The organism is Pseudomonas sp. P4_C1 (assembly GCF_056402155.1).
In genome coordinates this window covers 26,315-50,135 of record NZ_JBFUHY010000017.1, presented here as the reverse complement: position 1 = coordinate 50,135, position 23,821 = coordinate 26,315, and the positions used below count along the sequence as shown (strand labels likewise).

At 59.8% G+C, this 23,821-nt stretch carries 23 protein-coding genes and 1 pseudogene; 10 read left to right on the top strand and 14 right to left on the bottom strand.

The annotated features are described in order from the left end of the window. Nucleotides 1-8 precede the first annotated feature (8 nt). Nucleotides 9-989: a quinone oxidoreductase family protein gene (locus AC1DU9_RS13365; protein ID WP_218429410.1), complete on the bottom strand. Its 981-nt coding sequence runs from the start codon at nt 987-989 to the stop codon at nt 9-11. Between the two features lie 205 nt (nt 990-1,194). Between AC1DU9_RS13365 and AC1DU9_RS13360 the strand changes: the two genes are divergently transcribed. Continuing rightward, nucleotides 1,195-3,117, top strand: coding sequence for an alkaline phosphatase D family protein (locus AC1DU9_RS13360; RefSeq protein WP_477810287.1), 1,923 nt, complete (start codon nt 1,195-1,197; stop codon nt 3,115-3,117). 119 nt (nt 3,118-3,236) lie between these two features. Here AC1DU9_RS13360 and srmL read toward each other — a convergent pair whose 3' ends face one another. Beyond that, nucleotides 3,237-4,385 carry a PheS-related mystery ligase SrmL gene (gene srmL / locus AC1DU9_RS13355; protein WP_477810286.1) on the bottom strand — a complete coding sequence of 383 codons (1,149 nt, stop codon included), beginning with the start codon at nt 4,383-4,385 and terminating at the stop codon, nt 3,237-3,239. A 248-nt stretch (nt 4,386-4,633) separates the two neighbouring features. On the opposite strand from srmL, the pseudogene AC1DU9_RS13350 reads away from it, so the two are divergent. The 4 genes and pseudogenes from AC1DU9_RS13350 to AC1DU9_RS13335 all read left to right on the top strand — a co-directional run. After that, nucleotides 4,634-4,837 (top strand): annotated as a pseudogene (locus AC1DU9_RS13350) (CgnE/CgnB domain-containing protein); the annotation flags it as partial. A 252-nt stretch (nt 4,838-5,089) separates the two neighbouring features. Beyond that, on the top strand, nt 5,090-5,581 hold the full coding sequence (locus AC1DU9_RS13345; protein ID WP_477810285.1) for a P-loop NTPase family protein: 492 nt from the start codon (nt 5,090-5,092) through the stop codon (nt 5,579-5,581). Nucleotides 5,582-5,787: 206 nt separating this feature from the next. Next, nucleotides 5,788-6,042 (top strand): type II toxin-antitoxin system prevent-host-death family antitoxin, encoded by a 255-nt coding sequence (locus AC1DU9_RS13340; protein WP_218429407.1) that lies wholly within the window; start codon nt 5,788-5,790, stop codon nt 6,040-6,042. After that, a complete protein-coding gene (locus AC1DU9_RS13335; protein ID WP_015093589.1) occupies nt 6,039-6,293 on the top strand; it encodes a Txe/YoeB family addiction module toxin in 255 nt (84 codons plus the stop codon). The genes AC1DU9_RS13340 and AC1DU9_RS13335 overlap by 4 nt, the downstream gene beginning before the upstream one ends. 14 nt (nt 6,294-6,307) lie before the next feature. Here AC1DU9_RS13335 and AC1DU9_RS13330 read toward each other — a convergent pair whose 3' ends face one another. Continuing rightward, on the bottom strand, nt 6,308-7,483 hold the full coding sequence (locus tag AC1DU9_RS13330; protein ID WP_477810284.1) for an acetylornithine/succinylornithine family transaminase: 1,176 nt from the start codon (nt 7,481-7,483) through the stop codon (nt 6,308-6,310). 102 nt (nt 7,484-7,585) lie between these two features. Here AC1DU9_RS13330 and AC1DU9_RS13325 point away from each other — a divergent pair, with 102 nt between their 5' ends. After that, a complete protein-coding gene (locus AC1DU9_RS13325) occupies nt 7,586-8,503 on the top strand; it encodes a LysR family transcriptional regulator (RefSeq protein ID WP_477810283.1) in 918 nt (305 codons plus the stop codon). Between the two features lie 23 nt (nt 8,504-8,526). Here AC1DU9_RS13325 and msrA read toward each other — a convergent pair whose 3' ends face one another. From msrA to msrB, 3 genes are read right to left on the bottom strand one after another with little or no spacing between them, the layout of a single operon-like run. Continuing rightward, a complete protein-coding gene (gene msrA, locus AC1DU9_RS13320) occupies nt 8,527-9,234 on the bottom strand; it encodes a peptide-methionine (S)-S-oxide reductase MsrA (protein WP_223460140.1) in 708 nt (235 codons plus the stop codon). A 30-nt stretch (nt 9,235-9,264) separates the two neighbouring features. Further along, complete coding sequence (locus AC1DU9_RS13315) at nt 9,265-11,040, bottom strand: cytochrome c biogenesis protein DipZ (RefSeq protein WP_477810282.1); 1,776 nt, start codon at nt 11,038-11,040, stop codon at nt 9,265-9,267. A gap of 33 nt (nt 11,041-11,073) precedes the next feature. Continuing rightward, on the bottom strand, nt 11,074-11,592 hold the full coding sequence (gene msrB / locus AC1DU9_RS13310) for a peptide-methionine (R)-S-oxide reductase MsrB (RefSeq protein WP_223460136.1): 519 nt from the start codon (nt 11,590-11,592) through the stop codon (nt 11,074-11,076). A gap of 269 nt (nt 11,593-11,861) precedes the next feature. On the opposite strand from msrB, the gene AC1DU9_RS13305 reads away from it, so the two are divergent. The 4 genes from AC1DU9_RS13305 (at nt 11,862) to AC1DU9_RS13290 (ending at nt 16,736) form a co-directional block, all read left to right on the top strand. After that, a complete protein-coding gene (locus AC1DU9_RS13305; RefSeq protein WP_008000098.1) occupies nt 11,862-12,581 on the top strand; it encodes a response regulator transcription factor in 720 nt (239 codons plus the stop codon). Next, nucleotides 12,578-14,098 carry a sensor histidine kinase gene (locus AC1DU9_RS13300; protein ID WP_477810281.1) on the top strand — a complete coding sequence of 507 codons (1,521 nt, stop codon included), beginning with the start codon at nt 12,578-12,580 and terminating at the stop codon, nt 14,096-14,098. The genes AC1DU9_RS13305 and AC1DU9_RS13300 overlap by 4 nt, the downstream gene beginning before the upstream one ends. 286 nt (nt 14,099-14,384) lie before the next feature. After that, nucleotides 14,385-15,089: a hypothetical protein gene (locus tag AC1DU9_RS13295; protein ID WP_108218291.1), complete on the top strand. Its 705-nt coding sequence runs from the start codon at nt 14,385-14,387 to the stop codon at nt 15,087-15,089. 219 nt (nt 15,090-15,308) lie between these two features. Continuing rightward, nucleotides 15,309-16,736 carry an aminotransferase-like domain-containing protein gene (locus AC1DU9_RS13290; RefSeq protein WP_477810280.1) on the top strand — a complete coding sequence of 476 codons (1,428 nt, stop codon included), beginning with the start codon at nt 15,309-15,311 and terminating at the stop codon, nt 16,734-16,736. 247 nt (nt 16,737-16,983) lie between these two features. Here AC1DU9_RS13290 and AC1DU9_RS13285 read toward each other — a convergent pair whose 3' ends face one another. The 8 genes from AC1DU9_RS13285 to AC1DU9_RS13250 all read right to left on the bottom strand — a co-directional run bounded on the left by AC1DU9_RS13285 (nt 16,984) and on the right by AC1DU9_RS13250 (nt 23,801). Next, entirely contained in the window at nt 16,984-17,784 is an 801-nt protein-coding gene (locus tag AC1DU9_RS13285; protein WP_477810279.1) for an N-acyl homoserine lactonase family protein, read from the bottom strand. Between the two features lie 14 nt (nt 17,785-17,798). After that, nucleotides 17,799-18,758, bottom strand: coding sequence for a diiron oxygenase (locus tag AC1DU9_RS13280; RefSeq protein ID WP_477810278.1), 960 nt, complete (start codon nt 18,756-18,758; stop codon nt 17,799-17,801). Nucleotides 18,759-18,825: 67 nt separating this feature from the next. Beyond that, entirely contained in the window at nt 18,826-19,584 is a 759-nt protein-coding gene (locus tag AC1DU9_RS13275) for a TauD/TfdA family dioxygenase (RefSeq protein ID WP_477810277.1), read from the bottom strand. Between the two features lie 18 nt (nt 19,585-19,602). After that, the gene (locus tag AC1DU9_RS13270) at nt 19,603-20,478 is read right to left on the bottom strand and encodes a branched-chain amino acid aminotransferase (protein WP_477810276.1); all 876 of its coding nucleotides are present in this window, start codon (nt 20,476-20,478) and stop codon (nt 19,603-19,605) included. Nucleotides 20,479-20,509: 31 nt separating this feature from the next. After that, nucleotides 20,510-21,850, bottom strand: coding sequence for a KamA family radical SAM protein (locus AC1DU9_RS13265; RefSeq protein WP_477810275.1), 1,341 nt, complete (start codon nt 21,848-21,850; stop codon nt 20,510-20,512). 32 nt (nt 21,851-21,882) lie between these two features. Then, a complete protein-coding gene (gene yfcF / locus AC1DU9_RS13260) occupies nt 21,883-22,527 on the bottom strand; it encodes a glutathione transferase (protein WP_477810274.1) in 645 nt (214 codons plus the stop codon). 210 nt (nt 22,528-22,737) lie between these two features. After that, nucleotides 22,738-23,223 (bottom strand): cupin domain-containing protein, encoded by a 486-nt coding sequence (locus tag AC1DU9_RS13255; RefSeq protein ID WP_223460115.1) that lies wholly within the window; start codon nt 23,221-23,223, stop codon nt 22,738-22,740. Nucleotides 23,224-23,306: 83 nt separating this feature from the next. Further along, nucleotides 23,307-23,801, bottom strand: a complete 495-nt coding sequence (locus AC1DU9_RS13250) for a RidA family protein (RefSeq protein WP_218429393.1) — start codon at nt 23,799-23,801, stop codon at nt 23,307-23,309. Nucleotides 23,802-23,821 lie beyond the last annotated feature (20 nt).

Genomic DNA, 23,821 nt, shown 5'->3' with positions numbered 1-23,821 from the left:
GCCGCTCCTTAAACGACGAAAATCGATGAGCCGGTAGTCTTGCGCGATTCAAGGTCGCGATGGGCCTGCACGGCGTCCTGCAACGCGTAGTGCTGGTTGATCTCGATCTTGATCCGACCGCTGCCGACGTGGTCGAACAGCTCACCGGCCAGGGCGGCTTTTTCCGCAGGGTCGCTGATGTAGTTGGCCAGGGCCGGACGGGTCAGGAACAGCGAGCCTTTCATCGCCAGCATCACCGGGTCGAACGCCGGGATCGGGCCGGACGCGGTACCCACGCAGACCATCAGGCCACGGGGTTTCAATGAATCCAGCGAACCCATGAAGGTGTTCTTGCCAACGCTGTCGAACACCACGTTGACACCCACACCGTCGGTCAATTCGCGAACGCGAGCGGCGACGTCTTCATGGCTGTAATTGATCGTATGGTCGCAACCGTGAGCCCGGGCGATTTCCGCCTTTTGCTCGGTCGACACCGTGCCGATCACGTTCAGGCCCAGCAACTTGGCCCACTGCGAAACGATCAGGCCGACACCGCCAGCGGCGGCATGCAACAGGATGCTGTCGCCCGGTTTGAAGTCGTAGATGCGGCGCATCAGGTACGAAGACGTCAGGCCACGCATGGTCATCGCGGCGGCGGTCTCGAAGCTGATGGTTTCCGGCAGCTTGATCAACGGCGCGGCCGGGATCAGGCGCTCGGTGCTGTAGGCGCCGAGGGTGTTGAGAAAACCGGTGTAGGTGACGCGATCGCCGACCTCGACGTTGGTGACCCCTTCACCAACGGCCTGGACTACCCCAGAGGCCTCGACGCCCATGCCGTTGGGCAGCGGGATCGCATAGGTACCGTTACGGAAATAGGTGTCGGCATAGTTCAGGCCGACTGCCACATGACGAAGCCGAACCTGGCCGGGACCGGGTTCGCCGACTTCGACGTCCTCATAACGCAGGACTTCGGGACCACCGGTTTCGTAGAAACGTACGGCTTTAGCCATTTTTCTTATTCTCCAATCTGCAATATGGGCGTGTTGCATCGAATTGCGTTGATTGGACTGTAGGACGAGGCCTGTCGGGACGCTTCTCATCAGACGACAATGGCTTTTCATTTGGTGACAGGCAGAAACAGGATCGCCCTGGCCGGCCCCGCCGCCACCTGCGCTATCATCGCCCGCCTCGATACCCCAAGAGTCTTGAACCTGGATGTCTGACACCCTGCCACTGCCCGACGATCACCAAGCCTTGCCCCCGGTCCTGGCCGGCCCGCTGCTGCGGCGTCTTGAGCCCACGCGGCTGGTGCTGTGGCTGGTGGGTTCCCGGGCGCTGGCGCTGACCTTGCGCTTGCAGGGCGTCGGCGATATTCGTCTGGATGCCGGGCAATGCACGGTGATTGCAGTGGGGGCTCATGCCTATGTGCACTTGATCGATGTGCAACTCGATTGCGCCCTGCCCCGGGACGAGTCGATCGACTATGACCTGCTGATCGATGGCACAGAAAAAGGCATTGCCGACTGGGCGCCGCATCTGCTGTATGGCGATGCCCATTGCCCGAACTTCGTCCTGCGCGCGCGGGTCGACCAGTTGCTGCACGGTTCTTGCCGCAAGCCGCATCACCCGGCGGCAGACGGCTTGCTCTGCGTCGACCGGTTGCTGGCGCAAAAGCACAACGCCAAGGATCGCCCGGCACTGCTGATGATGACGGGCGATCAGGTCTACGCCGACGATGTGGCGGGGCCGATGTTGCGGGCGATTCACGCCTTGATCGAGCGTCTGGGCCTGTTCGGGGAACAGCTCGAAGGCGCCGTGGTCAGCGACAGCGCCAGGCTCTACGAGCATCCGGCCAGTTACTACCACCGTGCCGATCTGCTGCCGGCACTGCAAAGCAATGAAACCCTGCGCGAGCGTTTTTTCGGCGGTGCGCGCAAGCCGATTTTTACCAGCAGCAGCGCCGACAACCATCTGGTGACCTTCGCCGAAGTCATGGCCATGTATTTGCTGGTCTGGTCGCCAACGCCCTGGACCTTGATCGCACCCCAGGCACCGACGCTGACGCCGGAAAGGCTCAAACGCTACGCCCTCGAACAGACGCGCATCGATGCCTTCAAGGCAGGTCTTGGYAACGTCGCCCGGGCACTGGCGCATCTGCCGACGCTGATGATTTTCGACGACCACGACATCACCGATGACTGGAACCTTAGCGCGCAATGGGAGGAAACGGCCTACGGCCACCCGTTCTCCCGGCGCATCATCGGCAACGCGCTGCTGGCGTACATGTTGTGCCAGGGCTGGGGCAACAATCCGGATGCGTTCCGTGCCCTGCTGAAAAAGGCTGGTGGGTTGAGCGCGAGCACACACCAGCGTCATCTCGACAGCACTGTTCAAGATGATTTGATCGGTGATCTGCTGAAGTTTCAGCACTGGCACTACGTGCTGCCAACCACCCCGGCCGTGGTGGTGATCGACACCCGCACCCGGCGCTGGCGCAGCGAGATGAACCTTAAGCAGCCTTCCGGCTTGCTCGACTGGGAATCCCTGAGTGAACTGCAACAGGAACTGCTGGACCACCCAAGTGCGATCATCGCTTCGCCAGCGCCGATCTTCGGCGTCAAGCTGATTGAAACCGTGCAGCGAGTATTCAGCTGGTGCGGTTATCCACTGCTGGTGGACGCGGAAAACTGGATGGCCCATCGCGGCGCGGCGCAGGTGATCCTGAATATTTTCCGGCACTCGCGCACACCGGGTAACTACGTGGTGCTGTCGGGCGATGTGCACTACTCCTTCGTCTACGAAGTGCTGATCCGCCACCACAAGGCCGGACCGCGCATCTGGCAGATCACCAGCAGCGGCATCAAGAACGAATTCCCGGCCACCCTGCTCGAGTGGTTCGACCGCCTCAACCGCTGGCTGTACTCACCACGCTCACCGTTGAACTGGCTGACCAAACGACGACGCATGCGCATCGTGCCGCATGTCCCGGAACACGCCGAAGCCGGTGAGCGGCTATGGAACTCGGCGGGGATCGGGCAGGTGTATTTCAATGACCTGGGGCAGCCGCAGACCATCTATCAGCACAACTCGAACGGCTCGCCGAAGACCCGGATGATTGCGCCAGAAGACAATGATTGAGGTAAAGAAGACACCACAAAAAACTGTGGGAGCGACGGTGCGGCGAGCAGGCTCGCACACACTGGATTTCTGGCGTGTACTTTTTCCAGATCCTGTGGGCCTGCCCGCGAAGTGGCCAGTTAAATATTGGGGGAATCCATTCTGTAACCCGCCCCCGGCGCACCTTCATGGAGTGCCACCTGAATGTTCGAATACAGGGCATTCGCCTCAGCAGTGGTGATTGATCGCGAACAATCACGCAGTACAACACGTAGTAGCACATTCTCCTGCCCCGGCAGCAATCCGAGGCGTTCGATGGCCTGCAGAGGCAGTTCTGTGAACGCCCAGCGCCCTTTGATCTGCATTTCCTCGATCCAGTCTGAACAATCGCCAGCTGCCTGCAACATCCTTTCAGTCAACACTTCCTCGCTCAGCCCCGGCGTTACCGCTAACGAAATATCACGAGTAATCGAAGGCAACCGAGAGACGGCGCGCCACGGATTCAGATCATGCATCTGTGCCTGTACTCGTTCGTTCTGATCACGTAGCAAACGAATATCCGGGATGCCTTTGCGCAGCATGGTCAAGCGATCCAATCCCATTCCCAGCGCCAGTCCTCCATGACGCAAAGGATCGATCTTCAGTCGCTCCAATAATGATTTGGCAATTCGACCGCACTCCAGAACCTCTACAGGGACGCCGTCATTCAACAGATTTACTTCGATCCCGCCCTCAGTGTAGTGATGCGGACTATCACTGTAGATCCAAGGCATATCAGGCACGGCAGATTTGAGGATATCGCCGACCAGGCAAAGCAAATGCTCATGCGTCGACAAATCAGGATCACCGAGCACCCAGATATCCATCTGATGCGGTTGCGCACAATGCCAACGATCCCGGCTGTCGCGACGAAAAGTGATACCAGGCGCGGCCAATAATATTGACTGCCCCGGTTGTCGTAGCTTGGCCGCTCGCTGAAGCGCAGACGGAATTTGGCTAGTGGTTTGCGTCCGTAACAGAGACCACTCGTCAACCCATCGTGTGTGTGCACTTCCAAGCGTAATCTCAGATGGGTCATAACCAAGCAATCCGTAGTTTTCTTCAGCGGAGACAATTCTCGGCCCCGTCTGCACTTGCGCTTGTGGCCAGCCTTTATCCGTTAACCCTTGAAGGACCTCCTTGAGCAATAATCGAATGGCGTGATCGGGTGTAGCGGGCTCTGTTAGATCAGCCAGTAACAAGGCTTGGTGTACGGATGTCTCTGTCAGATATTTCTTTGATTCCTGCACTACACAGCCCCTTATTAATAATTGAATGTAGGTCCCCCGTAAAAAGCCCCCCCATAGACCAAGCTAACGATTTCAGATCGTCCATCACAACAAAATTCGGTGGAACACTAAATTTTCAGAAGAGGACTACAGCCACTACTTACACAAATAACCAAGAACTTCTTACAAGACACATAACGAGCATAATTAATTCTAAGAAACTTAAAACCAACGGCGGTTGCAGGAGCTGAGTGCAATACGGTTATTGAATTGCAGCAGGGCCTAGAGACCTCAAGCTGACTGAGTTTGCTATTGGAGTAAACGACACAATCGCAAATAGCATTAACTACAAAATCAACTCTCAATTAAACGAAGGGATTAATGGCGCTCATATCGCAATTAGGGACGGTTCCTCTGGCTATCACATAGATTTCCTGAGCCCAGCAGTAAAGGTAAGCCTAACTCACAACTGAGCCAACCTGATCGCCCTCACTACAACCTTCCACATCACGGCAATGTCTAAAAACTGACACTATAAAATGGCTTACAGTAATGATGAGCAGTGACGCACGGCAAGTTACCGATGGACCTCAAGGCGCACAGGCCGGCGGATTCTGGTGTACCTGTAGGCTTGTCTGCGATAAGACCAGCACATCCAGCATCAATGCTGACTGAAGCACCGCTTTCGCGAGCAGGTTCACACCCACAATTGATCGGTGTCTCTCATGGACCTCACCCGAACTCTGATCATCGGTAATTCCGGTTCCGGCAAGAGCTGGCTGGCGCAGCGGCTGGCCGAGCAACTGCGTGTGCCCTGGACCGATCTTGACAGGATTCACTGGCTATCCGACGAACACAGCATCGCCCTCCCCCGAAATGAAGCATTGACCATGGCGCGGATCGCAGCCGAACAAGAGCGCTGGGTGATCGAAGGCGTGTATGGCTGGATCGCCTGCGAACTCCTGCCACAGGTGACTACGCTGATCTGGCTGAGCGTCGGGGACGAGGATTGCGTGGCCAACATTCGACAACGCGAGGCCGGGCGCAATGAGCAGGACCTGTTGCTGATCGCCTTGCTGGAGTGGGCGGGCAGTTATCACCAGCGGCAGGGGTCAAGTGGGTTTGCGGCGCATCAACGACTGTTCGAGGAGTTTTGCGGTGCGAAAATTCGTCTGCGGGATCGGAAGGAGATCGCGGCGCTGGTTCATCACTCGTAAATTTTCGCAGCTGTGGTCGGACAATCCTGATGGATGGCGTGTAGCTCAGAATGGGATTACATCAGTCACGGAAACGTCCTGAGGAACATTCGGCGATACTCGATACAAGCGTGGATGCACTTTCCACGTAACAACCACTCGTAGGTATCGCCTTGCCAACATGTACTCATTTCTGTACGTTCTCTGCATCAAGCGAGGACAATCACATGGAAACCATTAACTACACCAACGCTCGGGCACACCTGGCGCAAACCATGGACCGGGTGAATGAAGATCGCGCCCCGCTACTGGTAACGCGTCAGAAAGGCGAGCCGGTGGTGATGATGTCATTGGCCGAATACAACGCTCTCGAAGAGACGGCGTACCTGCTCCGCTCCCCCGCCAATGCCGAACGCCTGATCAAGTCCATCGCCAACCTGCGAGCGGGCAAAACCAAAACCAGGCAACTGATTGAAGAATGAATATCGAGTTCACCCCTGAAGCCTGGGACGATTATCTCTGGTTCCAGCAGAACGATAAGGCAGGGCTCAAACGTATCAATCTGTTGATCAAAGCTATTCAGCGTGAGCCTTTCGACGGCCTGGGAAAACCCGAACCGCTCAAGCATAACTTGAGCGGATTCTGGTCACGCCGGATTACGGCTGAGCATCGTCTGGTCTACGCCGTTGAAGACGGCGAAATACGCGTCGTGATGTGCAGATACCATTATTGAGATTGAGCAGAGCCTCAGCCCACTTTCACCACCCGACTCACCCCTCTGACAATCATCTCCACCTCCCGCTCATCAATGGTCAGCGGCGGTAGCAGGCGGATGGTTTTGCCCCGCGTGACGTTGATCAGCAAGCCGTGATCCCGGGCGGCGATCAGGCTCAGGTCGCGGATCGGTTGCTTGAGTTCGATGCCGATCATCAGGCCCTGGCCGCGGATTTGTGAGACGTGCGGGTTGCCCGCCAATTCTGTGCGCAATCTTTCGAGCAGACGTTCCCCCTGAAGCCGGGCGTTTTCCAGCAGCCCTTGTTCTTCAACGATATCCAGCACGGTGCAACCGACCCGGCAGGCCAACGGGTTACCGCCGAAGGTGCTGCCGTGGCTGCCCGGCGTGAAGAGTTCGGCCGCCTTGCCACGGGCCAGGCATGCGCCGATGGGCACGCCGTTGCCCAAGCCTTTGGCCAGGGTCATGACGTCCGGGACGATGCCTTCGTGCTGGAATGCGAACCACTGGCCGGTGCGGCCGATGCCGGTCTGGATTTCATCGAGCATCATCAGCCATGAGCGCCGGTTGCACAGTTCGCGCACCGCCTTGAGGTAGCCCGGTGGCGCCAGTTGCACGCCGCTTTCGCCCTGGATCGGCTCCATCAGGATCGCCACGATCCGCGAACCATGGGCCTGATGCACCTTGTCCAGCGCGTCGAGGTCGCCAAATGGCACTTTGACGAAATCCCCCGGCAGCTTGTTGAAACCCAAGCGCACCGCCGGGCCGTCGCTGGCCGACAAGGTGCCAAGGGTGCGGCCATGGAACGCGTTCTCCATGACCACCACCAGCGGCTGCTCGACGCCCTTGTGCCAGCCATGCAGCCGGGCGATTTTCAGTGCGGTTTCGTTGGCTTCGGCACCGGAATTGTTGAAAAACGCCCGGTCCATGCCCGCCAGCCGCGTCAGTTTCTGCGCCAGCCGTTGTTGCCAGTCGATGCTGTAGAGGTTCGACGTGTGCAGCAGCAACCCGGCCTGCTCAGTAATGGCGGCGACGATTTTCGGGTGGGAGTGGCCGACGTTGGTCACCGCCACGCCGGCGACCGCATCCAGGTATTCGCGACCGGCCTGATCCCACAGGCGAGTGCCCAGGCCCTTGTTGAAACTCAAGGCCAAGGGTTGGTAAGTGCTCATCAGGCAGGCGGCGGTCATGACATCAAGCTCCAGCAAGGGTCGGTGTTTTTGCAGTATGGTTAGCCACCAGAGCTGGATAAACACCGTAAAACTTCAATCATTTAAAAGCAGAGCTTGATAATGGATTTGTTCCAGGCAATGACCGTCTACGTCAAAGTGGTAGAGACCGGCAGCATGACCGCCGCCGCTTTGCAGTGCGAAATGTCCACGACCATGGTCGGCAATCACCTCAAGGCCCTGGAGCAACGGCTGGGTGTACGCCTGCTCAACCGCACGACGCGACGCCAGCGGCTGACCGAGTTCGGCGCCGCGTATTACCAGCGCTGTCTGGATGTGTTGGGGTTGGTGGCCGATTCCGAGCGCCTGGCCGAGCAGGCGCTGGACGAACCGAGCGGCATCTTGCGCATCACCGCGCCCTTGACCTTCGGTACCGAGCGCCTGGCGCCGGCACTGAGCGAGTTCAGCCGGCAAAACCCACGGGTGAAACTCGACGTGGTACTGACCAACCGACGCCCGGATCTGTTGGAAAACGGTCTGGACGTAGCGTTTCGCCTCGGCGCGCTGGAACCCTCCAGCCTGATCGCCCGCCCGCTGATCGACTACACGCTGACCATGTGCGCATCACCGGAGTACCTCGGCCGGCGCGGCACACCGCAGACACCTGAAGACCTGCGCCACCATGACTGCCTGTCCTTTGCCTATCCGGCCGGGGATGACTGGCAATCGGTGCAAAAGGAATGGCGCCTGGCCGGTCCCGAGGGCGAAGTCAGCGTGGGGGTCAGCGGGCCGATGCTGATCAACAGTTCGGCCGGACTGCATCAGGCAGCACGAACCGGCATGGGCATCGTGATGATGCCCGACGCCTTGGTCGAGCAGGACCTCAAGGACGGAAAGCTATTGGCCTTGATGCCCGACTACTGCCCGCCCAGCCGGCCGATGCACCTGGTCTATGCCCAGGATCGCCACCGTTTGCCGAAACTGCGGCGTTTCGTCGAATTCGCGGTACAGAGGTGGGGCAAGCACTCGTCGGCCGAATAGACCATGCAGTCGCTGATCACCATTTACATCCCCGCCTTCACCAGCACCGGCTGTTCCTGATAACGATTGGGGTACAGTTGTTTCAACTGCGCCACTTTCGGCAAGTCATTGATCACGATGTACGGATAGGTCGGATGCTCGGTCAGGAAATCCTGATGTTCCTCCTCCGCCGGGTAGAAACCGTTGAAGGTTTCAAGCTTGGTGACGATCGGCTTGTTGAAGGCATGGGCGGCGTCGAGCTGGGTGATGTAGGCCTGTGCGACCCGCTGCTGCTCGGCACTTTTGGTAAAGATCGCCGAGCGATACTGGGTGCCGCTGTCCGGCCCCTGGCGGTTGAGTTCGGTCGGGTTGTGCGCCACCGAAAAGTAGATCTGCAGCAAGGTGCCATAGCTGACCTGAGCGGGATCGAAAGTGACTTCGACCGATTCCGCATGGCCGGTATTGCCGTTGCTGACGCGCTCATATTGCGCGGTATTGGCCGCCCCGCCCGCGTAGCCGGAGACGGCGTTCTTCACGCCTTTGACATGCTGGAACACCCCTTGGACGCCCCAGAAGCAGCCGCCGGCAAACACCGCGGTTTCGCTGCGGGCCTGGGTGGTTTCGTCGAGGGCCGGCGGTGGAATGATTACCGCCTCTTCGGCACCACCGAAGGAGAAGGCCGAGCATTGGCTGATGATGCCGGCAGCTGCCAGCCCCAACAGGGTACGGCGCCAGGTAAAGAGGGTTTTCATGGGGCGAACTCCTGAAGCGTTGGAAAGTAATCAGCCGAAGGTGAAGGCGTAAGCCGACGCGCCCGGATCAAGAAACTCGATGCTGAAGGTCCGGTCGGTCACGCCGCCGCTCTGGCGCACCAGTTGATACAAGCGCTGGTCGATCACGGTGCCGCTGCCGTCGGGGGCCACGTCCATGCCGTGGTCGTCGCCCGGCGCCTTGCCGTCGATCAGCACCTTGAAGCGCACCGGTTTTCCATCGGCACCAGGGCCGAGCACCAAATGCAAATCACGGGCGTGGAAGCGATAGACGATGCGGCTGGCCGGTGCGCTGGCGGTGGCCCGTTCCGAGCCGACATGCCATTGGCCACCCAGGCTCCAGTCGTTGAGGGCCAGTTGCGCCGGCGGGTTGTAGGCAGCCACTTTGTCCGGCACCAGCGCGGTTTCCGGCACGAAGTGCTCGGCACGCTGATAGCCGACATAGGTTTCCGGCGACTGCACTTCGTTGTTGTCCGGGGCCATTTGCACGCCATCGGCCTTGGCGTTGATCAGCCCGTCGGCGACCTTGGTCGAACCGGCCTCACGCAGCAATTGCTGGATGACTCGCTCCGACTCGGCGTACGCGCCTTCGCCGAAGTGGTGATAACGAATGCGTCCCTGGGCGTCGGCAAAGTAATGCGCTGGCCAGTACTCGTTGTCGAAGGCGCGCCAGATCTTGAATTCGTTATCGATGGCCACCGGGTAGGTGATGCCCAGGTCTTTCATAGCCTTGGTGACGTTGCTGACGTCGCGTTCGAAGGCAAACTCCGGCGCATGCACGCCGATCACCACCAGGCCCTGATCGCGATATTTTTCGGCCCAGGCTTTGACATAGGGTAGCGAACGCAGGCAGTTGATGCAGGAGTAGGTCCAGAAATCCACCAGCACGACCTTGCCTTTCAATGCCTGGGCATCGAGGGGTGGCGAGTTGAGCCATTGCACGGCACCCTCCAGCGACGGCAGATTGCCTTCGACCGGCAAGGTGCCCGTGGATTTCTCGGTCACTTGCACCGCGCCCCCGGAGGTCGTGTTCTGCGCCATTATCGCCCCACTGTTACGCGGTAACTTGCCGGAAAGTTTCTCCACCAACGCTTGCTCGATACCACCGGTCGAAGCCGTGGAAAACCGCGCCAGAACCCCCGTATCCAGGCCCAGGGCAATCGCCGCCACACCGGCCAGCATTGCAGCGCCCAGGCCGCGACGCACCCATTCGCCGGCGCCAATGGAGCGCTTCATCGCGGTGAAGACTCTGCCGCCCAGCAACAAGGCCAGCGCGAGGGAAGTCGCGGCACCCGCTGCATAAGCCAACAACAAAAAGGTGGTTTGAATGCTCGCACCTTGCAGTGCCGCACCGGTCAGCAGCAGGCCCAGGATCGGTCCGGCACACGGCACCCACAACAGGCCCGTGGCAACGCCGATCAGAAACGAAGCGCCAGGACGTGGCCGCGCATCGGCGCCCGCCGCCTCCGACAAACGACTGCCCGCCGCCACCAATGGTCGAGTCAGGCGCTCAGCCAATTGTGGCAGCAACAACGTCAGACCGAACAACGCCACGAAAACCAACGCCAGCCAGCGCCCATACTGGTTGAGCTGCACCACCCAGCCACCGCCCACCGCCGCCAACGTGGCGACCAGCGCGAACGTCAGCGCCATCCCCACCAGCAGCGGCAATCCGCTTTTGACGAAGGGTTGCCCGGTGCGGGCGAAGACAAACGGCAGCACCGGCAGAATGCACGGGCTGACAATCGTCAGCACACCACCGAGATAAGCGAGGACCAGCAGCCACATGGCGATTACCTGCAAAAAGTGAGTGGAATGGAATCACACCGTCTTCGGCACGAACTTCATCGCCAGGCCGTTCATGCAGTAACGCAGGCCGGTGGGTTTCGGGCCGTCGTCGAAGACATGGCCCAGATGCCCGCCACAGCGCCGGCAGTGAACCTCTTCGCGGACCATGCCGAACGCACGGTCCTGGCGGGTCGCCACGGCCTTGTCCAGCGGCGCCCAGAAACTCGGCCAACCGGTGCGGCTGTCGAACTTGGTGGCCGAGGAAAACAACGGCAGGTCGCAACCGGCACAGGTGAAGGTGCCGTCGCGGTGCTCGTTGTTCAGCGGGCTGCTGTAGGCCCGTTCGGTGCCCTCTTCGCGCAGGATGTCGTACTGCTCATCGCTGAGGATGGCGTGCCATTCTTTGTCACTGTGGGTCACTTCGAATGCCTCCGCGGCGCTGGCCTCACTGATCAAAGCCGCGCCTGTGGAAAACTTCGGCAACAGGCCGATCGCCAGGGCCGTCATCCCCAGCCCGCCGCTCGCTACAAGAAATTGCCGTCGTGAAAACATGCTCGTCTCCCAAAAATCCAGGGGTGTTTCATGGAACACAGCCTAGGCTTTGGGTGATCGCCAAATCCTCACGGGAAGTTAAACAATTCGTGATAACTCGGACCCCAAAAAAACCGCACAATGCCTGTGCAAATGTAGGAGCGAGCCTGCTCGCGATGGCGGTGTGTCAGCCTCCATGAATATTGGGTGTGGATCCGCTATCGCGAGCAGGCTCGCTCCTACAGTGGCATTTCGCACAATGCGCCCATTGCACCGAAGGATTGAGCTGGATGGAACAGACCAAACGCGTCCTGGTGGTCGAGGACGATATGCATATCGCCGACCTGATCTGCCTGCACCTGCGTGATGAGCAGTTCGAGGTTGTGCACAGCGCCGATGGCGATGAAGGCATGCGCCTGCTGCAACAGGGCAACTGGGACGCACTGGTCCTCGACCTGATGCTGCCTGGAGTCGACGGCCTGGAAATCTGCCGCCGCGCCCGCGCCATGGCGCGCTACACGCCGATCATCATCACCAGCGCGCGCTCCAGCGAGGTGCACCGGATTCTCGGCCTGGAACTGGGTGCCGATGATTATCTGGCCAAGCCCTTTTCCATGCTCGAACTGGTGGCCCGGGTCAAGGCGCTGCTGCGCCGGGTCGATGCCATGGCGCGCAACCTGAAGATGGATGCCGGCAGCCTGCTCACCGACGGCCTGGCCATCGACCCGATCACCCGCGAAGTGTCCCTCGACGGACGGCGCCTGGACCTCACACCCCGGGAGTTCGACTTGCTGTACTTCTTCGCCCGCCAGCCCGGCAAGGTGTTTTCGCGCATGGACCTGCTCAATGCCGTTTGGGGCTACAGCCACGAAGGCTACGAGCACACGGTCAACACCCACATCAACCGCCTGCGCGCCAAGATCGAGGCCGACCCCGCGCAACCGGTGCGCATCCTTACGGTCTGGGGCCGTGGCTACAAATTCGCCACCGGTGAGGAGCCGCAGCCATGAGGCTGACCCTGACGCAACGCCTGTCCCTGGTGTTCGCCGTACTGCTGCTGGTGTGCTGCGGCACCTCGGCATGGCTGCAGGTGCGCTCCAACCAGATGCACGAGCAGGAAGTGGTGCAAGGCTTGTCCCGGGACCTGGCGCAGCACATCGCCAGTGACACGGTGCTGATGGACACCCAGGGCCTGATGCCCAATGCCGTGCGCGATCTGTTCAGCAAACTGATGCAGGTGAACCCCAGCGTCGAGGTGTACCTGCTCGACTCCGCAGGCAAGATTGTCGGCAGCGCCGCGCCCGAAGGCCGGATCCGTCGCGAACGGGTCGACCTGACGCCGATCCAGCGCCTGCTGCGGGGCGATGCTCTGCCCATCCTCGGCGACGACCCGCGCAGCGTCGATGCACGCAAGGTGTTCAGCGCTGCACCGCTGAAGGTTGATGGCAAGCCGGCCGGTTATCTCTACGTGGTTTTGCTCGGTGAAGATCACGACCGCCTGGCCGAACGCGGTGCGACCAGCGCGGCGCTCAACACAGCGCTGTTGTCCATCGGACTGGTGGCGCTGTTGTGCCTGATTGCCGGTCTCACCGCGTTTGCCCTGATTACCCGGCCGTTGCGCCGCCTGACCGAAACCGTCAGCCAGTTCGACATCGATGGCGTGCCGGTCACACCGGCCCTGCCCGTCGCGGTGGAAAAAGCCGCCAGCCACGATGAAATCGCCGTGCTCGATGCGGCGTTCCGGCAGATGCAGGCACGCCTGGGCGAACAATGGCGCTCGTTGACCCGCCAGGATCAGGAGCGCCGCGAACTGGTGGCGAACATCTCCCACGACTTGCGCACGCCGCTCGCATCCTTGCACGGTTATCTGGAAACCCTGTCGCTCAAGGACGCCACCCTGTCCCCCGCCGACCGCCGTCGCTATCTGGGCATCGCGCTGGACCAGAGCCGCAAGGTCGGTGGTCTGGCGCAGTCACTGCTGGAGCTGGTGCGACTGGAGCACGGCTTCGTGCAGCCAGTGCTGGAACGTTTTTCCCTGACCGACCTGGCCCAGGACATCTTCCAGAAATTCGAACTCACCGCCGAAGCGCGCAAAGTCGAACTCAAGGCCACGTTCGCGCCGAATGCCTCGGCGGCCTGTGCTGATCTCGGCTTGATCGAGCGGGTGCTGACCAACCTGTTCGACAATGCCCTGCGCCATACCCCGCCGGGGGGCGAGGTCGAACTGGGCCTGCGCCCGCAAGGGTCATACATCGAAGTCACGGTCAGTGATACCGGCCCCGGCATCGCCCCGGAACTGCGCGAAGGGTTGTTCCTGCGGCCGTTCAATATCGGCGGCGCACGGCGTGATGGCGGGCTGGGGCTGCGGATCGTGCATCGCATCCTGCAACTGCATGGGCGTGAGATTCAGCTGATCGATGTGCCGGGGCGCGGGGCGACGTTTCGTTTTTCATTGCCGATCGATGAGGAGACGGCGACTGCGTTGGCGGAGCGGTCGATGAACCTCAATACACCGCGGCAGGCCTGACGGACTGTGCTGTCTTTCAGTGCCCCATCGCGAGCAAGCTCGCTCCCACAGTATTTTTGGTTGTTCGCAGACCTCCTGTACACCCAAAAAACCTGTGGGAGCGAGCTTGCTCGCGATGACGTCAGCCAATACAACAAAGTTTTTCGATCAGTCGCGACTCCTGCGAAATCGCCCGTTGGCCTGTTGGGTCGTGACAACGCCGCCCCGGTCCAATAGATTAGTCGGCCCGAAAAAGCCCCCGGGCTTTCTCGCCCCTATTCAAGTTCAAAGAAGTAGTGAAATTTCAATGTCCGATTCCAACACCGCTGAATCCGTAGTCACCCTGTCGTCCAAAGCGGAATACGAAAACTCCATCAATCTTTCACAGCACGTGCCCCAGGCCAAGACCATCAGCGAGATGGTGCTGGACGCTTTCCAGTCCACCCGCGAAAGCGACCAGATCCGCGAACTGCGCGCCGCGATCCGCCAGGCCCACGACAGCTTCGACGATGACAAAGCCTACGAACTGATGGGCGAACTCAAGCAGCTCAAGGACGCCGAGGCCGCCGACATCGCCGCCCTCGAAGACCTGAGCAGCAAATTCCCGATCAGCCGCATCCTGTCCAGCTTCAAGGACGACCCGGCGTTCCAGGAAATCGTCTACGGCCTGGCCCTGAAGGTGCTGAACCAGACGCACCAGGCCATCAGCAACCCGAGCGGCGGCAAGAGCAAAGCCGCCAAGGCCAAGAAAGAAGTCGAAGTATTCACCATCAGCAAGGACGGCATCAGCGTCACCTTGCCGTTGCGCACCCCGCGCTCGCGCCTGAACGTCGACCGTGAAGCTCTGGAATTCCTCGGTTTCACCTTCGTTGGCGAAGGCGAGGAAGCGGAGCTGGAAAGCGAGACATTCCTGGACAACAGCGGCGCCGAGCAGGCCGTCAACCGCAAGAACATCATCACCGCCCTGCAACAGCAAACGGCGTTCGACGGCTATAGCATCGCCGCGCAGTAAGGCGCCCCTCGCCACAAGGTCCTCAGCGACTGACTCAAGAGCCCCGCCATCAGTGCGGGGCTTTTTATTGCCCGTGATTCGGGCAAAACCGCGATTACTCTTCCAGTATCGACGCCAGAACCACACTTCCCTTCACCCATGAGCACCACGGGTCCGCCAGCGGGGAGCGTCAACTCACTTTCCAGCCCAGACCTCGGTGGTGCAACTGCTGAGGTCATCATGAACACGCCCCCCTTGTATCGCCAATTGGCCAACCACTACCTGGACGCTATCCGCAGCGGCACCTTGAAAGCCGGCGAGCGCTTGCCCTCGATCCGGTTGATGATGGAAAAACACGCCGTCAGCCTGTCGACCGCCGTGCAGGTGTGCCGCGAGCTGGAAGACTACGGTGTGCTGGAAGCCCGGCCGCGCTCCGGCAACTACATTCGTCAGCCCGACACCGTGCCCAGGCCCGCCCCGATTGCCCTGGCGCCAACGCTGGATACCAGCATCTATGTCGGCATCCATGAACAGGTCTCAGCGGTGCTCAAGGCCAGTCAGCGCGCATCGATCAAGGTCAATTTCGCCAGCGCCTATTGCGCGCCCGAGCTGTATCCGCTGAAAACCTTGCAAGACAACATGATCAAATCACTGCGCTTGGACCCCTGCCTGCTGGGCGTCGCGGGCGGCGCCTGCGGCAACAGCGCATTGCGCAACATCCTGGCCCGTCGGGCACTTGCCAGCAGGACCCACCTGGACCCCGAGCGGATCGTGATCACCAACGGCGCCACCGAAGCGATCAATCTGGCCTTACGCGCGGTCACCCGCCCCGGCGACACCGTGGCCGTGGAGTCGCCGACGTTCTACGGTCTGCTGCAAATTCTCGAAAGCCTGAACCTGCGGGTGCTGGAGGTCCCGGCCTCGGCCCACACAGGGCTCAATCTGGCAGCCCTGCAACTGCTGCTGCAAGGCCCCGAACGGGTCAAGGCATTGATCGTCATTCCCAACCTGCAAAACCCGCTGGGCAGCATCATGCCCGACGCCAACAAGGCACGGCTGGTGAAACTGTGTGCCGAGCACAACACCGTGCTGATCGAGGACGACACCTACGGCGACCTGGTGGACAGCGAGCAGCCGCTGTCCACGCTCAAACATTGGGACCGCACCGACAACGTGATCTATTGCGCTTCGCTGAACAAAACCCTCGCCCCGGGCATGCGCCTGGGCTGGATCAGCGCCGGCAAATGGCATGACCGCGTGGAGATGTTCAAGCATGCGCAGTCGCGGGGGTGCGAGGTGTTATCGCAATTGGCGGTCAGCGAATTCATGCGCACACCGTCCTACGAACGTTACCTGCGGCGCTTGAGGAAAACCCTGACCCAACAACGTCAACAGATGAGTGAGGCGATTACTCGCTACTTCCCCCTCGGCACCCACGTGACCACTCCCCAGGGCGGCACGTTGTTATGGGTTGAACTGCCTCGCCGGCATTCGTCCATCACGCTTTTTCATGATGCGTTGAACGTCGGTATCCAGATTTCGCCTGGGGATATCTTTTCCAATGCCAATCGCTTCGATCACTTTGTGCGCATTGGTTGTGGCACGCCGTATTCGCCGCGGATTGATGAGGCACTGCAGACCCTGGGGCGCTTGCTACATCAGAGTTGAACGCGATCCTGTGGGAGCGAGCTTGCTCGCGATGGCGGTTTGTCAGACACATCAATGCTGGATGTGCTGCCCCCATCGCGAGCAAGCTCGCTCCCACAGGGGACTTTCGATGAGCACAAATTTCTGTGCAGCAGCAATCAACTGTGGGAGCGAGCTTGCTCGCGATAGCGGTGTATCAAGCACATCAATGCTAAATGTGCCGTCGTCATCGCGAGCAGGCTCGCTCCCACAGGATTAGAGGTGATCTTCAGAGCGGATTCTGGTGCAGGCAAATGATATGCGGGTCGTCATTCCAGTGCGGGAACCGCTCGGCGATCAACGGGTCGTGGCCGGGGATGACGTGGTCTTCGCTGTCGGCCAGGCGGTCGATCTCGGTGAAGGCTTCGAGGGTTTGCGCCAGGTCATCGAGAATCGGAAACGGGCTGCGCTCACGAATGTTGACCCACAGGTGCGCAGCATCCGAGGCCAGCACGATCCAGCCGCGCTCGGTATTGACCCGCACCACCTGACTGCCCGGCGTATGTCCGCCCACCGGGTGCAGGGTCACGCCGGGAAGCACCTCGACAACGCCTGTGTGCAAACGCATCCGCCCTTCGAACAACGGCGGCAGCGCCGACATCACATCCTCGACCTCGTAGGTTTTGTTCACCGTGCGATGGACCATTTTCGRCCCGGTGCAGAAACGCAATTCCGCTTCCTGCAGATGCACGGTCGCCTTCGGGAACAGCCCGAGGTTACCGGCATGATCCCAGTGCAAATGGGTCAGGATCAGGTGCTCGACCTGCGCCGGATCGATGTCCAGTTGCCGCAGGGATTCTTCCGGCAGGCGATACATCTGGCGATTGCGCCGCTGCGCCGTGGCCGGTTGAAAACAGGTGTCGACCACGATCACCTGCTGCGCGTTGCGGATGACCCAGAAGTAGTAATCCAGTGGCATCGGCGCGTTCGGATCACCGCAGCAGGCGTCGTAAAGAAAATTCTCCCTGGCGGTGCGCTGGGCATTGGCGCCGACACGGATAGCGAACACTTCGTACTCGGGAACTGACATACACACCTCCGGATTCAGGCCGCTGCGCTAGTTTTGAGGGTCGGACGGAAGTCGAAATCGATCTGCTCGCTGATACCCAGGTCTTGAGCCAACTTATGCAGGCCACTGTAGTCACGCATGATGGTCGCGTTCTTGTTGCTCTCGCGGGTGTCGGCAATGATCAGCGCCGCCTCCTCGACCCCAAGCTGCGTCAGAATCGCCTCCCACATGGAGTAGTCCTGAGCGATAAAAGCACTCAGCGCCACCGACAGGTTGCGTGCGAAAAATTCCCGCTGGGCCGGCTGCATGTTCGCGTACATGACCTTCGCCACTTCGGCCAGCACCTTGCTGTGCGCATATTCGTCGCGATTGTGCAGTTCGGCCACACGGCGGTTTTGCGGCTGGATGGTCTGATCGTCCGCCAGCAAGTCGAGATAGGCGTTGACGCTGATCTCAGCCACCACCGCAAAGGTGATCGCCGCCAGATCCCGCTGCCATTGCTCGGGCAGAGCTTCACGCTGGGCTTTAAGGCGCAGGTAAGTGACGGAGGGTGGCAAGTCCAGGTCCTGATCCAGCGCCCGATCCAGCCTGGTCCGCTCGATGGCCCGCAAGTGCATCAGCGTGTGGTAGTGCTCGTCGATCAGGGTCTGTTGCATGGCTTCGCGAAAATGCCAGTCGTCCTTGCCCAGGTACTGATCGGCGATGACGCTGAGTGCCGGGTTGACCACATGTTCTTCAGCAGTGACGGTGCGCAGGTTGTAGCCGATCCAGCCCCAAGTCACCACGCTGCTTTTGAGCTCTTCGCTCAGGGACTGGAATTTCGGGTGATGGAAGAACGGCACCATGCACTCCGGGTAATCCGGGCGCGCCGGGTCGAACACTTCTTCGACCTGGCCCCTGTCCGGCGAACACACTGTGGCGCGCTTGGTCCAGGCCTGGTTGAGCCGCACGATCAGTTGATGATCGACCTGGGCGATCTCGATTGCTGTTTGCATGACGCGATACCTGTAAGGCGCGTACCCGCCAAGGGGTACGCCAAAAAATTGAAGGTCGACGGAAAAATCAGGCCAGCCAATAGCGGGTCAGGTGGCGCGCCGGGTCAGTGTAACGACTGCGCGCATGAATCATTCGCCAGTTATCCCAAATCAGCAGGCAACCGTCGGGAATCAGCACCGGAACGTTGTGCTCGACGAAGTACGCTTCGCCGAGCACGGCAAACCTGGCCAGTGGAGAGGTGTTGTTGGTGACCAGCGACTGCTGCAAGGCTTGCTTGGACGGATTCACGTCGCCGTAGTGAAACTGGTTGTAGCTGAAGCGAAAAATATCCCCGTCCTCTGTAGGCGTGAGGATGTATTCCTTGACCCGCCGTTGTTCCGTTTCGCCCGGTTTGGCGGTGGCGACAAACTCTACCGGCGTGTCCTTCAGCCACTCACGCAGTTGCGGTTCACTGTGTTCGAGGGACTTGAGAAATTCGTAGCCGTCCACCAATCCGGTGTGCCCGCCACCGCACGTAGCCTGTTTATGGCAATGCAACGCCAGGTAGCGAGGTGGCGGTCCGTACACCGGCGCTTCAGTGTGCGGGCCGATGCCGTTCATGCTCTGGGAATACGGCAAGTCTTCGTAACCCGGCTTGCGGGTAATGGCAAAGGCCATCTGGCCGTTGAACTGCGGAATGATCGGGCCGAACTCCAGCAAGGTGCCTACGACATCATCGGCAAATTCGTCCGGAGTCAGCACCGTCCAGCCCAACGTCGACAGCTCTTCGTGACGATGGCCGAGCGAAATGCAATTTTGAGACGCAACAATCCCTTGGTCTGACATGGTGAGATTCCTGGCGGGTTATCCGGCGTTGACGGTGGAGGTGTACGCAGCGATGAAGTCGCGGCAGGCGCCACCCGGTCGATAGTGCTGCTCATCGATGCTCTGCACCGGGGTGATTTCGGCGGCGGTGCCGGTGAGAAAACACTCGTCGAAGTCGCCAAGCTCAGTAGGCAAAATCGTGCGCTCGACGACCTGGTAGTCCAGCGCTTTGGCCAGTTCGATCACGGTCTGCCGGGTAATGCCATTGAGAAAGCAGTCCGGGGTCGGCGTGTGCAAAGTCCGGCCTTTGACGAAGAACACATTGGCGCTGGTGGCTTCGGCAATGTGGCCGCGCCAGTCGAGCATCAGCGCATCGTGGTAACCCGTGTTCTCGGCATCGTGCTTGCTCAGCGTGGCGATCTGATAATGCCCGGAGGCCTTGGCTTCGAACGGGCTACTACTCGGTGGCGGGCGACGCCAGGCCGCGGTTTTCAAGCGGATGCCGGCCATGCGCGCCGCCGGGTCGAAATAGCTCGGCCACTGCCAGCACGCGATGGCCACGTGCACACGGTTAAAACGCGCCGAGGTGGAAATCATCTCGCTGCCGCGCCAGGCCACCGGGCGCAGATAACCGTCGACCACCTTGTTGCGTTGCAGCAGTTCCTGGCTGGCCGCCTCCAGTTCAGCCAGCGCATAGGGGATGGCAAAATCCATCATTTGCGCCGAGCGGTACAAGCGCTCGCTGTGCTCGCGCAGCTTGAAGATCCTGCCGTTGTAGACCCGCTCGCCTTCATACACGGTGCTCGCGTAATGCAGGCCATGGGTCAGCACATGCAACTGCGCCCGGGACCACTCGACGAACTCGCCGTCGAGCCAGATAACACCCTCGCGTTGATCAAACGGGATACTGCTCATATCCATATCTCCCCATTGTTCATGATTTTTCCTACGCCGTTTCCAGCAACACGGGTATCAATTCCGGCACGGCGGTGAGCTCGGTCTGAAAGAAGAACGCTCGCTCGCCGAAGGCCGGTTGCAGGTCGTCGAACCAGGTCACTTGCGGATCGAAGCGCGCGTAGAACGTGCGCAACACCCATTGCGGATTGCGTGCCTGGAGGAACTGCAAGACGAAGACTCTTTCCCCGGCGACGGTCTCGATGCCGTTGATCAACACCTTGCCGTAGAAGGTGCTCATGGACGGCCCACGCACCGTGCGCGCAAGCCCCGACACCGTGCGGTACGCGGCCTGGAAGATCTCGAAGGCCCGGGCCAGCGGCATCGCGAAGTAGTGACTGGGGCCGGTGTCACGCTCGACGAACATGTAATAAGGCACCGCCCCGAGCCGTACACCTTCGGTCCACAGCGCGGCCCAATCAGCGGGGTTTTCGTTGATGTGGCGGATCAGCGGCGCCTGCATGCGCACCGTCGCGCCCGTCGAGCGAATGCGCTCGACGGCTTGGCGGGCGATGGTCTGGCGGATCTCCACCGGGTGGTTGTAGTGACCCATGATCGACAGGTTTTTCCCCGCCGCGACGATGCGTCGGAACAGCTCCAGCAGTTCGGGCGCATCCTGGTCGCTGACAAAACGCTGCGGCCAGTACGCCACGGATTTGGTGCCGATGCGGATGTTCTTCAGGTGTGGCAACTCCAGCAGCGGCTCGATGTAACCGGCCAGCGAGCGGGTGTTCATGATCATCGGGTCGCCGCCGGTAATCAGCACGTCGGTCACTTCGGTGTGCACCTTCAGGTAATTGACCAGCTCCCGGGATTCACGGGCGTTGAACTTGAGTTCTTCTTCGCCAATGAACTGCGCCCAGCGAAAACAGAAAGTGCAGTACGCGTGACAAGTCTGCCCGGCACCGGGGAAAAACAGCACGGTCTCGCGGTACTTGTGCTGGATGCCCGGCAGGACTTTGCCATTGAGGGTGACACCGTTGTGGGTCAACTGCCCGGCCGGATGCGGGTTCATGCGCCGCCAGATCGCCTCGATCCGACGCTTGATCGCCGCGCTGTCATCCAGCTCGATCAGTTGCTTGAGCGAGGCATACTCCTCCGGCAGCAACATGTCCTTGTGGGGAAAGGTCATGCGGAAAACCGGATCGTCCGGAATGTTGTTCCAGTCGATCAGCGTGCCCAGCACGTATTCGTTGGTGCGAAACGGCATGACCCGGGCCACCACGGTCATGGCCTCCTGCAATGCCGGCGTCAGCTTGTGCCAGTAGGGTGAGTCGCGGATGGTGCGCGAGTTATAGGGTTTGTAGCGTTCGTGCTCCGACAGTCCTTGCATGGCCGCGCTCCTGGTGATTGCCCTGAGTGTTGTTAGGCGATGGCCGGCGCTTTGCGCTCTATGTCCATCCACGCCCGGACGCTGTCGCGATCCCACTGGCGACGCACATACGCCGCGAGCCGTGCCGGCACCGGATCGCCGTTGGCAACCAGTCGGTTGAGCATGATTGCAAGGTCAGTGTCGGCAATGCTCCAGTCACCGAACAGATGCTCGGCGCCCTCTTCCAGCAAACGGTCGGCCACATGAAACAGACGGTCGGTAGCAGCCCGGGCTTCGTCGGACAGCGGCGTGTCCTTCTTGCCGAAATACACCAGATCAAACGGACGCTCTTTGCGCACCACCAGCAGATCGCTGCGCAGCCAGGCCTGCAGTTGACGGGCACGGGCACGCTGCTTGATGTCTTGCGGGTAAATTCTTTTTGAAGCAGGAGCGAGTTCTTCCAGATACTCGGCAATGGCTGAGGATTCCGACAGCGCAAAACCTTCGTGAACTAACACAGGGATTTTGCAAGTCAGCGAAAGATCACGGTAATTTTCCAGATAGTTTTCACGCGACTTCAAGTCCAGCGTTACCAGATCAAAGGAAAGTTGCTTTTCCTTTAAAGCCACAAAAGCCGACATGGCAAAGGCACTGACATAGTCCGCCCCCAGATACAGCTTTAACTTCGCACTTCCCATAGAACACTCCATTTGCACTAAACACATTAATCCGTTGCATGTGAAGCGATCGTAGTAAGTTGCTTAAGCGCTGAACAGATACAGAAATTATCTATTTCTATCGATACAGAAATCAGAGCGTCAAATCGCCAGAGGGCATTTTTCAGGTGCGCAAAAACCAAAAAAGGGAGTCAGCGTATGCGGACTCCCTGGTGTGCAGCAGAAAGGAAATTACAGCGGGCGGGGGATCAGCCCAACGTTGTCGGCGTGGTTGGATAGCAATGCCATCTGCGGCATGTTGCTGAGGTTGAGCATTGCCAGCGGCTCGGTGGCGCTGGTGTTGACGAAGCCGTGACGGGTCCAGGCCGGTACCAGCAATACATCCCCGGGGCCGACGATTACCTCGTCTGCATCGCCCAGTGACAAGACGCCGCTGCCGCACTGGATGACGAACAGATGCCACCAGGCATGGGCATGACCATCGAGTGTTGAACCCGGCACCAGCCATTGCATGGACACCGCCATGCCGGGCGTCAGTTGGCAACCTTCGAGAGTATTATCGTGGGCCAGCGCAATAATATCGACGTCGCTGGCCTCAAGAATCTGGCGCATATCGCTAAGTTCGGCGCCTTTCCATACGCGAGGTTTGATCGGCTGCCGATCCAGACTCTGGCGAAAATCCTTATATGAAAAAAACGCACCCTGAACGTTAGTCATCTTCTGCTTCCAACTTATTCTGCCGAATTGAGTTACCCGACCTTAGGCGAACCCTTCAACAGTGTAAAGCCGAACAACTTCATTTATAACACCGACGGTCGCAACGCCACGATCATATCAACTTCAATCGCCGCATTTTTCGGCAACTGATAAACACCGACTGTAGTGCGTGTATGTTTCCCGGCATCTCCCAGTACGTGACTGAAAACATCCGATGCGCCATTGGCGACTTCACTGAGGTCGACAAAATCTTCCGTGGATCTCACATACACCGTGACCCGAATCAACGACTTGATCTTGTCCAGCGAACCAATGGCATCAACGATCAGCGCCAATCCGCGCATCGCACTGATACTGGCGGCCGCTTGCGCATCCGCCATGTCGAGGTCCAGTCCGACCCGCCCCGGATAGTGGATTTTGCCGTTCATGCGCGGCACCAGACCGCTGATATACAGTTCATCGTGATGACGAATCAGCGGCGCGTAATGTCCGCCAGCGGTGTTCTCGCCGTAGATGTCATAGTTGAATTCCCGTGCCAGAGCGATGAAACGCTCATCACAGGTCATGTGTGCATTCATTTACGTAACCCTCTTGATCA